Genomic DNA, 13,605 nt, shown 5'->3' on the forward strand with positions numbered 1-13,605 from the left:
CCTACGTGCGTGTGCGCCGATCCCGTTCAGCTCGGCTGCGGGCCGGATAGTTGATCAGTTCGGCAGGCACCGATCTGTGGCCATCCGCCCGCGCCACCGCGAGTTCGAGCAGGCGGGGCACCTGGCGCTCGCGGAAGACGGGACCGCCAAGCACGTCGTAGTGCATGTTGCGGCGCCTCGCCTCGAAGCCCGCGTCCTCGATGTTCCGGACGATCTCGATCTCGTCCATGCAATAGGCTGCGCCGGCGGCGCGCACCACGTTCTCCTCGATCATGACGCTGCCCATGTCGTTGGCGCCGTACGCCAGGCTCAACTGCCCCACCTTGGCGCCCTGGGTCACCCACGACGCCTGGAGATTCGGGAAGTTGTCGAGAAACAGCCGCGCCGTCGCCAGCGTCCGCAGGTACTCGACCGCGGTCGCCTCAACGCCCTGCAGTAGCGTGTGCTCAGGCTGATAACTCCACGCGATGAACGCCGTGAAGCCGGCGGTCTCGTCCTGCAGCGCGCGCAGCCGGCCCATGTGCTCGATTCGCTCGGCCGGCGTCTCGACCGACCCGTACATCATCGTGGCGGTGGTCCGCAGACCGGCCCGATGCGCATGCCGCATGACGTCAATCCATTCGTCGGCCGACGCCTTGCTGTAGCAGTGCAGGAGCTTCCTGACGCGATCGACCAGGATCTCGGCGCCGCCCCCGGGAATACTGTCGAGGCCTGCCGCGACCAACCGCCTCACCACATCCGGCACGGTCGTCTGCGCCAGCCGGGAGAGGTGCAGCACTTCAGGCGGCGAAAGCGCGTGGAGGCGAAACGCCGGATACCGCGATTTCACTGCCCGGAACAGATCCTCGTACCACTCAAGCGGCAGATCCGGATTGTGGCCGCCTTGTAGCAGCAGTTGGCCGCCGCCAAGCGCGATCGTCTCGTCGATCTTCGCGAAGATCTCGTCGAAGCCGAGCACGTAGCCCTCAGGCGATCCGACGGGACGGTAGAAAGCACAGAACGAGCAGCGGGCGACGCAGACGTTCGTGTAGTTGACGTTGCGATCGATGATGTAGGTGACAGCGCGATCGGGATGGCGCTTCCAGCGCTGCTGGTCGGCGAGCTGGCCGAGCAGAGGCGTGGGAGCGGACAGATACATCTCGAGTGCCTCGGCCTCGTTCAGCCTCGCGCCCGCCCGGGCCTTTTCTGCCAACGCTTCGATGGACATCGATCCTCAACCCGGTGCCGTGGCGCTTCGGGCACCTGCGGGCCGTCTAGTAGAACCGCGGCGCCCGGAACTCCGGCACCAGTCCAAGCTCCGCGGCTTCGTGATAGAACCGCGTCAGCCCGGCCAGCTGTCGTTCGCCAAACTCGAATTTCACATTATCGCGAAGGTAGCGCGCACCGCGCTCCACCCACGCAGGCATCGCCGCGAAGTAGCCTTCGGCGATCGCGTCAGGATGATCGGCTCCGGCCAGCCCCGCCGCGACCAGTCGATCGATGTCCTCCGGCCCGATCGCCCCCACATGTCCCACCCAGAACGCGTACACGAACGGAAAGCCTGAGTACGCGGTCCACGCCTCGCCCAAGTCGATCTTCTCCACGCCGGCGGCCACGTGGTCGAACAACAGCGCCCTGTCGCCGATGATGAGCGCCGCGTCACATTCGTGGAGCATGTGTTCCGGGTCGGGCAGCATGGGCCGCATCTCCGGCGCAATCCGGAAGTGACGCGCGCACAGAATCTGCAACAGGGCGACCGACGTCCGCGAGCTCGTATCGACCGCCAGCGTACGGATGTCGGCCGCCGGACGCCGGGAGAACATCGCGACCGATGCAATCGGACCTTCCGATCCGATCGCCACGCCCGGCACCGCGAGGTACGGGCCTCCCCTCAAGTACTCGATCGAGGGAACGATGCCGAGGTCCACCTCACGCTCGTGCAGAAGGGCGGCGCATCTGGCCGGCACATCGAAACGCAGACTGAACCGCTCTTTGAGCCGATCGAGCCCATACACGAGCGGCCGCGCATTGAGGTACTCCACCGCGCCCAGGCGAACCACGCTCATGACATCACCCGCCGGCGAGCGCCGTCCCGTTCGACGGGCACCAGTCCGGCCGCCAGAATGTTGCGTCGGATGTCTTCGAGGGGTGACCGCCGGCGCCCTTCGCCCGTGTCATCGACGGGCGACACGCCGTCGACATCGTCGGCCCCAACGGTAAGCGCCACCTGCGCGAGCTTCGGGCCGTACCGCCCCCAATCCACCTGGATGGACGCGATGTTGTCGACGAGCAACCGCGCCAGCGCCACCTGCCGCACGTCCTCATATCCGGTCGATGGCGCGCCGGGAGGCCACGACCGGCCCAGCGGCGCGAAGCTCTCGATCCAGCCGAGCGATTGCTGCAGCGCGCGCGCGCGGATGATGTGCTCGAGTCTCTCCGCGGTGCCGGCCGTGTGCTGCACGGTCAGCCTCGCAAGGCCAAGCCCCGCTTTCCGGACTTGCTCGAGCGCATGCTCGGCGTGCGACAACTGGTCCAACGCCGCCTCGGCGATCAGATCGGCGCCTGCGTCGCGCAACGCGGCAAGCAGATCGGCCAGCCGCCGGCCGCTGATGGCCGCCTGGGCTTCGAGCGCCTCGAGCGAGAATGCGGAGACGGGAACGCCGTCGGCCGCTGCCACGACGCGGCGCACGTGGGGAATCAGCGTGGTCAGCGAGTCGGTGCGGTCGGATATTCTCACTTCCCGGGCCGCAGCCGGGATCTCGAGGCGGGCGCCGTCATCAAGCGGCACCCGTACCTCCGCCACGCGGACAAACGTCGTGTCGGTGCCGTGCCGGAGACGTCTCGCCTCGTCTGCCAGCATGCCGAGCGTCAGGATATCGCGGGTCTCCGCCAGCGCGCCGATGGCCTCGTCGGTCAACCGGTAGCCCGCGGTGATTCGGGCCGCCGCCTCCTGGATCTGTTCCTTCATGAGCGATCGTCCCGTATCCCGCCTCCGGTGCCAGCCTGCCCCGCGATCCGGTTCCACACGGCCAACGCACGCGCCCCCGCCGCTTCTGACGTGACCACTCGCGTCGGCCACTCTCGCGTGAATCCCTCGGAGGGCCACTTCCGGGTCGCGTCAATGCCCATCTTGCTGCCATACGCCGGCAAATCGGACGCGTTCTCGAGGTCGTCCATCGGGCCGCGCGTAAACTGGATGTCCCTCTGCGGATCCATGTGCGTGCCGACGACCCAGGCGACTTCCCGGACGTCCTGCACGTTCACATCCTTGTCAACCACGACAACCACCTTGGAGAACATCAGCTGACCGAGCCCCCAGCAGGCGTTCATGATCTTGCGGGCATGGCCGGGATACCGCTTGTCGATCGAGATGAGAACCAGGTTGTGGAAGATCCCCTCCGGCGGAAAGTGCATGTCGACGATTTCGGGAATCGTCTTCCGGATGAGCGGCAGGAAGATCCGCTCGCTCGCCTTCCCGAGATACACGTCTTCCATCGGCGGAACGCCGACGATGGTGGTGTGGTAGATCGGCTTGCGCCGCATCGTGATGGCCGTCAGATGGAAGACCGGGAAAGCGTCAGCCAGAGAGTAGAAACCCGTGTGGTCGCCGAACGGGCCTTCGCGGCGTCGTTCGCCAGGCTCGACGTACCCTTCGAGCACGATATTCGCTTCGGCGGGCACCTCGAGATCGACGGTCCGGCACTTGACCAGCTCAATCCGCCGGCGCGCCAGAAATCCGGCCAGCAGCAGTTCGTCCAGCCCCTCCGGCATCGGCGCGGTCGCCGCGTAGCAGAGCTCGGGTTCCGCGCCGAGGGCCACCGCCACCTCGAGCCGCCGGCCCATCCGTTCGGCAATCCGATGGTGCTGCGCTCCGCCCTTGTGCCGCTGCCAGTGCATCCCCGTGGTGCGCCCGTCGAACACCTGCATGCGATACATGCCGATGTTGCGCGTGCCGCTTTCGGGGTCCTTGGTGAACACCAGCGGAAACGTGATGTACCGTCCGCCGTCCTCGGGCCAGCACTTCAGGATGGGCAACTGATCCAGCGTGCCGTCGAGCTGGACAACCTCCTGGCACGGGCCATCCTTGACCGTCTTGGGCAGCAGATCGGTGAGGCGGCCAACCATCGGCAGCATCTTCAACGCGCCGATGATGCCAGTCGGCACCAGCGGCGTCATGAGCGTCTCGATCTCGCGCGCGAGCGAATCGAGCGACGACACGTTGAGCGCCAGACAGATCCGCTCGAGCGATCCGAACAGGTTCGCCGCGACGGGCATGTCGAACCCCGTCGGCTGCTCGAAGATCAGCGCGGGCCCTCCGCCGGGCGCCTTGCTGGCCAGGTCGGTAACAGCGGTGATTTCGAGGTCCGGGCTGACCGGTTCCCGAACACGAGTCAGCCAGCCGCGCGCCTCGACCTGGTCGATGAAGCTGTTCAGATCATCGTGCATGCCGCCATCCGTTCCGTGATCTGACCGGCCAGTCTCACAGCGTTGCGTCCGTCGACGCCGCCAACCAGCGGTGGCCGCCGCTCGCGCACGGCCGCCACGAAGTCTTCGAGCTCGTTCCGCAACGGTTCACTGTCCACAACCGGGATCCGGCCGCCCTCGATCTGCGGCCGACGGCCCTCCTGGTGGATCAGTCGGTACACTTCGGCCTCTTTCGCGCCGCAGTCAATTGAAATGTACGCGTCGCGCTGGAAGAAGCGGATCTTGCGGACGCGATCGCGGCTGATCCGGCTGGCCGTGATGTTGGCGACGCACCCCGACTCGAACCGGATGCGCGCGTTGGCGATGTCGGCGCGGTCGGTCAGGACGGGCACGCCCACGGCTTCAATGGCCGCGATTGGCGACGGCACGATCGACAGAACGAGGTCCAGATCGTGGATCATGAGATCGAAGACGACATCGATGTCGAGGCTGCGCGCCGGAAAGGTCCCGAGTCGGTGGATCTCGATGAAGCCGGGCTTGTCCACGGCAGGCCGTGCCGCCATCACCGCGGGATTGAACCGCTCGGTGTGGCCGACCGCGAGCGTCGCGCCCGATCGGGCCGCAGCCCGAATCATCGCATCGCATTCCCCGACCGATCGGGCGAGCGGCTTCTCCACGAGCACAGGAATCCCCCGCTCGAGGCACAGGCCGGCCACCTCCAGATGCGCCTCGGTCGGCGTCGCGATCGACACCAGATCGACGTCGTCGAGGATGTCCCGCACGTCGGTCACGGCGCGCGCGCCAGACAGCGCCGCGATCTCCCGCGCCCGCGCGCCGTTGATGTCCACGACGCCGGCCAACGTGACACCCGGCATCGACGCCAGGATTCGCGCATGATGGCGGCCGAGGTGGCCCACACCCGCCACCGCCGCGCGCAGGATCCGTTCGCTCACGCCGGCCTCCCTGGTTGCTCGTCGGCTGGCCGGCCCACGATCGCCACGCCCGCCGCATCGGCCGCCCGAACCACCGCTTCGCCATCAACCAGTAGCGTCCGCCCGGCATCGATCGACAAGGCCGTGGCGCCGGCCGCGCGCATCGCCTCGATCGTGGCCACGCCCACCACGGGCACGTCGAATCGCATGTCCTGACCGGGCTTGGCGACCTTGATCACCGACGCGCCTGGACCCGCCAGCCTGCCCGCGCGGGCGATCACGGCGTCGGTGCCTTCCATCGCCTCAACCGCCACGACCGCTGCGCTTTTGACCACCAGGGTCTGGCCGATGTCGAGCGCCGCGATCTGATCGGCCATCGGGTACCCGAACGTGATGTCCTGTTGCTCATCGTCGGTCAGCCGCCGGGCCGTCAGCACTCCCGGCCTGGCGACCAGCGGCTCGAGAAAGGCGGTCGAATCGAGCAGTTCGACCCCGTGCTCGCGCATCACCTGCGCCACCGCGGCGATCAGGGCATCGGTGTTGCGTGCACGCAGCTTGAGCAGGGCGGACAGCAGCAGGCGGTCCGGCACGATGCCGGAGAAGATGCTGACGTGCCTGACCTGGCCGGCCATCACCGCCTGGCTCACGCCGGCGCCGCGCAGAATGTCGATGGCCTTGCCGAGCTGTCCGAGCGACACCCAGTGCAGCTCGGCGCGCGGTTCGCGGGCCGCGGCCGTCACCAGCTCCGGCGACGCCTCCTTCTCGATCGCCAGGATGGTGACCGCATGGCCCAGCGCTCGCGCCGCGTCCAGGACCAGGAACGGAAATTGCCCGTTGCCGGCTATCAGGCCCACACGCATGAGGTGTCCCTTACAGGTCGCCGGATGATTCGCCGGGTTGCGTGCGCCCCCGCTTGAGTACAACCCCGCGCTTTGCGCCACGAACGAATTCGACCAGGTACCGGACCTCCGGGCAGTCCAGCGCGGGATCGCCAGCGATGCGCGCGACGGCCTCCGTCGTGTTGAGATTCGACTGGAGCAGCAGCCTGTACGCGGCCTTGAGCTTGAGGATCGTCTCCGGAGTGAACCCGCGGCGCACCAGGCCAATCGTGTTCATCCCGTAGATGAGCGCCCGGTTGCCGACGGTCTTCGAAAACGGCAGGACGTCCTTCGTGCAGGCCGAGAATCCGCCGATGAAGGCGTGCTTGCCGACACGACAGAACTGGTGAATCCCGACGTAGCCGCCGAGCGTGGCGAAATCGTCCACGTCGACGTGGCCGCCGAGCGTGGTCCCGTGCGACAGAATCGTGTCGTTGCCCACGAGGCAGTCGTGCGCGACGTGCCCATACGCCATCAGGTAGTTGCGGTGCCCGATGCGCGTGACGCCGCGGCCGGTCACGGTACCCCGGTGCACGGTCACGAATTCGCGAAACACGTTCTGGTTGCCAATCACGAGCGCGGTCGGCTCTCCCTGGTATTTCAGATCCTGCGGCGGCAAGCCGAACGACCCGAACGGATAGAGGACGTTGTCGTCTCCGATCACGGTCGCCCCGTCAACGATGCAGGAAGCGCCGATACGGTTGTTGCGGCCAACGCGCACGTTGGCCCCGATGCTGGCGCCGGCCCCGACAATGGTGCCCTCTCCCAGCACGGCGCCGGGGTGGACCCGCGCGGTCGGATGGATGGATGCCGCGCCGGGAGCCATGGCCAGGACAAAGCCGCTCTCGGTGACGACCTGTCCGTCGACACGCGCCACGGCGCCGATGCGCACCAGCGGCCCCCGCCGCTGCCGCACCTCGACGTCGAGCGTCACCTGGTCCCCAGGCACGACCTGCCGCCGGAACTTCGTGACGTTCACGCTGCGCAACCAGACCCGCGCGTTGCGGATCTGGTCGCCGTCGTGCAGGAGCAGCAGCGTCGCCGACTGGATGAGCGCCTCGATCATGAGCACGCCAGGCATCAGCGGCACCTCCGGGAAGTGCCCCGAGAAGAAGTGCTCGTTGGCCGTGACGTTCTTTGTCGCCACCAGACGCCGCCCCGGTTCGATGTCGACAACCGCATCCACCAACCCCGAGGGATAGCGGTGACAGAGTCGTTCGAGCACCGACGCGACGTCGATGGACTGGACCGAGGCGATGGCAGCCACGCTACTTCTTGATCGGCGCCGGCGCGACCGGCGGCTTCATGGCCGCCGTCACGGCGTCAAACCGGCGAATGACTTCGGCGGTCAGATCCAGACCGGCGTCCGCCCACACGAGGCCGGAGTCGCCCTGGCTGAACAGCATCTGGATCGACCGTTCGGTCGCCACCTGCTGGATCACCGGCGCGACCTTGCGCTGGAACTCCAGTTGCAGTTCGTTCTGCATGTCCTGAAGCTCCTGCTGCGCATCCTGCGTCATGCGCTGGATCTCGACCTGCAGCTTGTCGATCTCCCGCTGCGTCTGCGCCCGGGCATCGTCGCTCATGACGCTGCTCTTCTGCTTGGCCTGCAAGGCCTCGACCTGCCTGTTCCTGTCGTTGAGGTCGCTGGCCTTCTTGGCCCGGAGCTGTTCGAGCCGCGCGCTTGACGCCTTGCCTTCGGCTGACTCGCCGGCAATGCGCTGAATGTTGACGAAGGCAAACCTGGCGCCTTCCGGGAACTTCGCCTCCGGACCTGTTGGGACGGCCGGGGCTGCTGCAGCCGGCTTGGCTGGCGGCGGCTGAGGAGTGGCCGCCACCGGCGGCTTGGCCGGCGGCTGTTGAACCGGAGGCTGCTGGGCCGAGACCACGCCCGCGACCAGAACGCCCACCACGACTGCGACAACCGTAAACGCTTTCATTCGTCCTGTCCCTTTCGCAAAAAGTAACCTCTGCTTGCACCCTGGCAGACCGCTGCGCCGCGGCCGGCCCAGATTCCTCTCAGTCTAGAACGTCGTGCCAACCGCAAACCGGAACGTGAAGGCCTTCTGCGGCCTGAGCTGGTTATCGAGCACACCCAGGCGCTGGGGATTGTAGGCGGCAATCAGACGGAACGGCACATTCAACACCGGCATGAAGAACCGGATCTCACCGCCGGTCGACGTCTTGAATCCGTTCACCGTCATGCGCTGCCCCGTGTCGGCCACCTGGCCCGCATCATAGAACAACACGAGCCGAACGGGTCCTGCAATCTGAATCAAATACTCGGCATTGAACAGCAGGCTCTTGACGCCGCCAACCACGACGCCGGTAATCGGATCGCGCGGGCCGATGGTGCGCAAATCGAATCCACGAATACTGTATTCGCCACCCAGAAACAGCCGCTCGAAAATGGGGAGCGTCGTCGTGCTGCCGGTCGGAAACACCGAAATCCACTGCCCGCGGACGCCGAGCGAGAACCGCCGCGACTGCTGCCAGTACACGACCCCCTCGAGCATCGGCTTGAGATAGCTCGTGTCGCCCCCGACGCCGGCGACGTCCATCGAGGCGGTCAGACGCTTGCCGGCCGCGGGGAAGATGGGATTGTCCACCGAGTTATAGACGTAACTCGGGGTCACCTTGCTGATCGACCGCTTCCCTCCCGAGTTCAGCAGCAGCAAGTCCGCCATGTACGGGTTCGAAGCCGCCACCTCGCCATTGGAGACAATAAACGGGGAGCGCTCCAGCCCCATCGACGAGTACACGTCGGAGGGCGTAAACAGGAGCTGCGGCTGCGGCAGGTAGATCGGATAGATGTCGGTGACGCGAATCCGGTCGTAGCTGTAGGTGCCGAATATCCGAGCATACGCGCCGACCTGGAACCCGACCGTGGCCGCGCCGCCGGTGTTGTTCTGCGTATACGCGTACGGGTAGATGACGGCCTGCTTGTGGATGTCGCCGCCAACTGTGATGGGCCGGTCGAAGAGGAACGGCTCCGAGAAGCTGAGCTGGTAGTTGCGCGCTCTCGATCCCCTTTGCGCGGACACGCTCAGCGTCTCGCCCTTCCCCAGAAAATTCGACGTCTGGAACGTCAACTGGCCGAAGACGCCCTCGTACTGCGATACGCCGGCCCCGAACGTGATCTGGTTCCGGTTCTGCTCCTCGAGCTTCAGCTTGACGTCGACCTTGTTGTCTGCGCCAGGCGTCTTATCGACCGACATGTCCTTGGCGCCATCGAGCTGCTTGAAGTAGCCGAGCTGGTTCAGGCGCTTGACGCTGTACTTTAACGCCTCGGTGTTGAAGACGCCGCCCTCGAACAGCCTGATTTCCCGGCGGATGACGTTGTCGCGTGTGTGCGTATTGCCGGTGAAGATGATCCGGTTGACGAAGTACTGCTTGCCCTCCTGGATCCGCATCGTCACGTCGATGGTCGGCGGACCGGCGGGCTTGACGGCCGGTGTGGGCGGCGCGAGCGGGTCGTCGGCATTCGCGTCTGGCTCGGGCACGCCCCGGGGCTTGACGTCCGGGTACATCGTGAACTCGAAGTAGCCTACAGACCCGTACAGTTCGCGGGCCTTGTCCATCGCCTTTCTGACCTTCTTCTCGCTGTAGAACTGGCCGGCCTTGATGTTGAAGAGGCTCTTGAGGCCCTCGGTCTTGACGACCGTGTTGCCGTCGAACCCCACGTCCCCGACCCGGAATCGTTCACCTTCCTGCACGGGAATCCGCAGGGCGACATACCGCGTGCCTTTGTCCTTCGAATCCTCGATGAACTTCAGGCTCGGCTGGCCGACCCGGGCCATGACGTACCCCTTGTTGCGGTAGAATTCGACAACCTTGTCCGCGTCTTCTTCGTATTTCGCCGCCTGGTAGGTGCCGCTCCGGGTGATCCACGAAAAGATCCCCACTTTGCGGTTGTTCTTCATCTGCCTGGCCAGGGAGCCGCTCTTGACCGCCTTGCTCCCGACGAAATCGACGCTCCGAATCCGCACGCGCGGACCTTCGTCCATGACGAACGAGATGTTGACCAGCTTCGGGCCGCCGGCGACCTCCTTGATCACGTGATCGACTTTCGCGAACTGATAGCCCTTCTCCGCGAACATGTCGCGGATGATCCCCTCGACGCGGCGAATGAGCGCCGGGTCGATAAACGAGTCCAGACGGATCTGGATGTTCTCGTCGCGCAGCTTCTCGTCGATCTTCGACTGTTCGAGCTTCTTGGACCCGACATAGTCGACGATCTTCACGCGCTGGCGTTCTTCGAGATTGAAGATCACGCGCTTGCCGACGACGCCGTTTTCGTACGGCGCATCGGTGACTTCGATCCAGATATTGTCGAGAAAGGAGGTCGCCCACAGCCGCTTGAAATCCTCCAGGATGGCGTTCTCGTCAAACGGCGTCCAGACCCCGTCACTCGGCCGGCTGGGCCGCGTCTCGATGTAATAGAGGTAGGTCTGCGGCTCGATCACCGACACGTTACCCTGGGTCGGGAACCGCAGCTCGATGGACCGGAGCAGCGAGGGCGAACCGGCGGGGGGCAGCTTCAGTGCGGGCTGGGCTTGCAGCGCGGCCGGTGCTCCGGCAGCCGGGGGCTGCGCCCCCGCCGGACCGGCCCCCACGACACCCAGCATGATGGCCGCAGCCACATACGTCCGAATCGACATTGCACCGCTTTCCTGGCACCCGGGGCGACTCGCTGTCACGCTCGCCCGGGGGCCGTGGGGTTCGTCGCGCGGCGGCCCGTCACACACGCGGGCAGGCCTGCCCCACGCAATCGTTCTAGTTTACTAGGTTTTAGACGTTTCAGGCCAGCGGCCGGCCGGTGTCGGTCGTGCCCGAGGGCCGGTAGCGCAGCGTATCCCCGTCGAGAAAGACCTCGATCTCGCCTCCCCGCAGGTGTCCCCGAATCAGTTCCTCCGAAAGGGGATCCTCGATATGCCGCCGGAGCGCCCGCCGGAGCGGCCTCGCGCCGTATGAGCGGTCTTTGCAGGTCACCGCGATGATCCAGTCGGCCACCTCCGGTTGCAGCCTGATCCGGAGCCGTCTGTCCAGCAGGTGGGCATTCAGTTGATCCACCAGCAACAGCAGGATCTTCCGGAGGTCATCGTCCGACAGCGCGTCGAACACGATCATCTCGTCGATCCGGTTGACGAATTCCGGGTTGAAGGTTCGCCGCACCTCGCTCATCACCATCTCCGACACGCTCCGGTGCACGTCCTGCTGATCCGAAAGCTGGAACCCCATCGCGCCCTTCTTCTCGATGAAGCGGGCGCCGATGTTCGACGTCATGATGATGATCGCGTTCTTGAAGTTGACCCGGGTCCCGAGCCCGTCGGTCAGATTGCCGTCTTCGAACACCTGGAGCAGGATGTTGAGCAGGTCCGGATGGGCCTTTTCGATCTCGTCGAGCAGGACGACCGAGTACGGATTGCGCTTGATCCGTTCGGTCAGCTGGCCGCCCTCGTCGTGCCCGACGTAGCCGGGAGGCGATCCGATCAGCTTCGACACGGCGTGCTTTTCCATGTACTCCGACATGTCGAAACGGACGAGCGCCGCATCGCTGCCGAACAGGAACGCCGCAAGCGCCCGGGCCAGTTCCGTCTTGCCGACGCCGGTGGGTCCGAGAAAGATGAAGCTCCCGACCGGCCGGTTCGGATTCTTCAGACCTGCCCGAGACCGGCGAATGGCTCGCGAGAGCGCCGAGATGGCTCTCTCCTGGCTGATCACCCGCGTGTGCAGTTCGTCCTCCATCCGGAGGAGTTTGTCGCTCTCGTCCTGGTTGATCGACGCGAGCGGAATGCCCGTCCACGTCGAGACGACCTCGTCGATGTCCTGCTTGCCGACGATGATGCGCCGTCCGGAAGGCTTGGCGTCGACGCCGCGCTCCCGCATCCCCGCGCCGTCGCCGAACCGCTGATCGCCGTCGTACTCCTGCACCGCCACGGCGACAGCCGTCATGTCGGGCTGATCGATGGCCATCCGCACCGTTCGCGCCGCCGCGGCGCCCTGCCCGCCCAGCGCCGCATCGCGCAGCTTGACCCGCGCGCCGGATTCGTCAATCAGGTCGATGGCCTTGTCGGGCAGGAACCGATCGGTGATGTAACGGTTCGACTGGTAGACGGCTGCTTCGATGGCTTCGCGCGTGTATTCCACGTGATGAAACGCTTCGTACCGGTCCTTGACGCCGACGAGAATCTCGATGGTCTGCTGTTCGTCCGGCGCGTTCACCTTGACGCCCTGGAACCGCCGCTCGAGCGACCGATCCTTCTCGATGTACTTCCGGTAGTCGGCCGGCGTGGTGGCGCCGATGCACCGGATCTCGCCGCGCGACAGCGCGGGCTTGAGGATGTTGGCGGCGTCGAGCGACCCTTCGGCCGAACCCGCCCCGACCAGCGTGTGCAGTTCGTCGATGAACACGATGATGTTCGGGCTGTCGGTCAGCTCCTTCATGATCGCCTTGAGGCGTTCTTCGAACTGACCCCGGTACTTCGTGCCGGCCACCACCAGCGAGATGTCCAGCGCCACGATGCGCTTGTCGGCCAGGTAGCGCGGCACTTCGCTGGCCACGATCTTCTGGGCCAGCCCTTCGACGATCGCCGTCTTGCCGACGCCGGGCTCGCCGATCAGGACGGCATTGTTCTTCGTGCGCCGGCAGAGCACCTGTTGAATGCGCTCGAGTTCTTCGTCGCGCCCGACGAGCGGATCGAGCAGGTCCCTGGACGCGGCCTCGGTCAGGTCGCGGCTGAACTCGGCCAGCAGCGGGGTCTCCTTCGTTCTCGGCGCCACCGTCCTCTCGCTGAGCAGCACCACGATGTCTTCGCGCACGACGCTCAGGCGCATGCCCTTGTCCAGCAGGATGGACGCCGCCAGCGAGCGATCTTCGTGCAGGATCCCCAGGAGCAGGTGCTCGGTGCCGATGTAGTTGTGCAGCAGGCGGTCGGCTTCCTCGACCGCGTACTGCAGAGTCCGCTTCGTTTCGACGCTGAAGGGGATCTCGACCGATGTCGACACCTTCTCCCGGAACACCGTCCGGCCCTCGACTTCCTTTCGAATCGAATCGAGCGACACGTGGGCGCGGGAGAAGAGACGGCTGGTGAGACCTTTGCCCTCGCGGATCAGCCCGAGCAGCAGGTGTTCGGTCTCGATGGAGACACTGCCAAGCTGGCTCGCCTCGTAGCGGGCGAAGAACAGTACCCGCCGGGCTCGTTCCGTGTATCGTTCGAACATCCGGACCCCTGCGTCACCACGTGCCAAGTCATCACTCCGCGGCGAAAATCACTCCCGGAGTGAGTTCGACCACCCGTCATCACCCCGGGAGTGATTTTCGCCCAGAATTGATTATACGGCAAACATCAATCCGGGCTGTGAGGCCTGTTTCGACGACACGTCGACCG

Annotated in this window: 10 protein-coding genes; all 10 read right to left on the minus strand. The window is 65.7% G+C overall.

The features are described from left to right. Position 1: 1 nt before the first annotated feature. Positions 2-1,207, minus strand: a complete 1,206-nt coding sequence (gene mqnC, locus NTV05_03980; GenBank protein ID MCX6543556.1) for a dehypoxanthine futalosine cyclase — start codon at positions 1,205-1,207, stop codon at positions 2-4. Positions 1,208-1,253: 46 nt separating this feature from the next. Then, positions 1,254-2,045, minus strand: a complete 792-nt coding sequence (locus NTV05_03985) for a menaquinone biosynthesis protein (protein ID MCX6543557.1) — start codon at positions 2,043-2,045, stop codon at positions 1,254-1,256. Further along, the gene (locus tag NTV05_03990; protein ID MCX6543558.1) at positions 2,042-2,947 is read right to left on the minus strand and encodes a hypothetical protein; all 906 of its coding nucleotides are present in this window, start codon (positions 2,945-2,947) and stop codon (positions 2,042-2,044) included. The genes NTV05_03985 and NTV05_03990 overlap by 4 nt, the downstream gene beginning before the upstream one ends. Then, the gene (locus NTV05_03995; GenBank protein ID MCX6543559.1) at positions 2,944-4,425 is read right to left on the minus strand and encodes a menaquinone biosynthesis decarboxylase; all 1,482 of its coding nucleotides are present in this window, start codon (positions 4,423-4,425) and stop codon (positions 2,944-2,946) included. Before NTV05_03995 ends, NTV05_03990 begins: the two co-directional genes overlap by 4 nt. Then, on the minus strand, positions 4,410-5,357 hold the full coding sequence (locus NTV05_04000) for a Gfo/Idh/MocA family oxidoreductase (protein ID MCX6543560.1): 948 nt from the start codon (positions 5,355-5,357) through the stop codon (positions 4,410-4,412). Before NTV05_04000 ends, NTV05_03995 begins: the two co-directional genes overlap by 16 nt. Further along, positions 5,354-6,196 (minus strand): UDP-2,3-diacylglucosamine diphosphatase LpxI, encoded by an 843-nt coding sequence (gene lpxI, locus NTV05_04005; GenBank protein ID MCX6543561.1) that lies wholly within the window; start codon positions 6,194-6,196, stop codon positions 5,354-5,356. The genes NTV05_04000 and lpxI overlap by 4 nt, the downstream gene beginning before the upstream one ends. Positions 6,197-6,206: 10 nt before the next feature. Next, on the minus strand, positions 6,207-7,481 hold the full coding sequence (gene lpxA, locus NTV05_04010) for an acyl-ACP--UDP-N-acetylglucosamine O-acyltransferase (GenBank protein MCX6543562.1): 1,275 nt from the start codon (positions 7,479-7,481) through the stop codon (positions 6,207-6,209). Position 7,482: 1 nt separating this feature from the next. Then, positions 7,483-8,154 carry an OmpH family outer membrane protein gene (locus tag NTV05_04015; protein ID MCX6543563.1) on the minus strand — a complete coding sequence of 224 codons (672 nt, stop codon included), beginning with the start codon at positions 8,152-8,154 and terminating at the stop codon, positions 7,483-7,485. Between the two features lie 84 nt (positions 8,155-8,238). Then, the gene (locus tag NTV05_04020; protein MCX6543564.1) at positions 8,239-10,875 is read right to left on the minus strand and encodes a BamA/TamA family outer membrane protein; all 2,637 of its coding nucleotides are present in this window, start codon (positions 10,873-10,875) and stop codon (positions 8,239-8,241) included. A 139-nt stretch (positions 10,876-11,014) separates the two neighbouring features. Then, the gene (locus tag NTV05_04025; GenBank protein ID MCX6543565.1) at positions 11,015-13,438 is read right to left on the minus strand and encodes an ATP-dependent Clp protease ATP-binding subunit; all 2,424 of its coding nucleotides are present in this window, start codon (positions 13,436-13,438) and stop codon (positions 11,015-11,017) included. Between the last annotated feature and the right edge of the window lie 167 nt (positions 13,439-13,605).

Source organism: Acidobacteriota bacterium, assembly GCA_026393755.1.
GTDB lineage: Bacteria > Acidobacteriota > Vicinamibacteria > Vicinamibacterales > JAKQTR01 > JBAXOX01.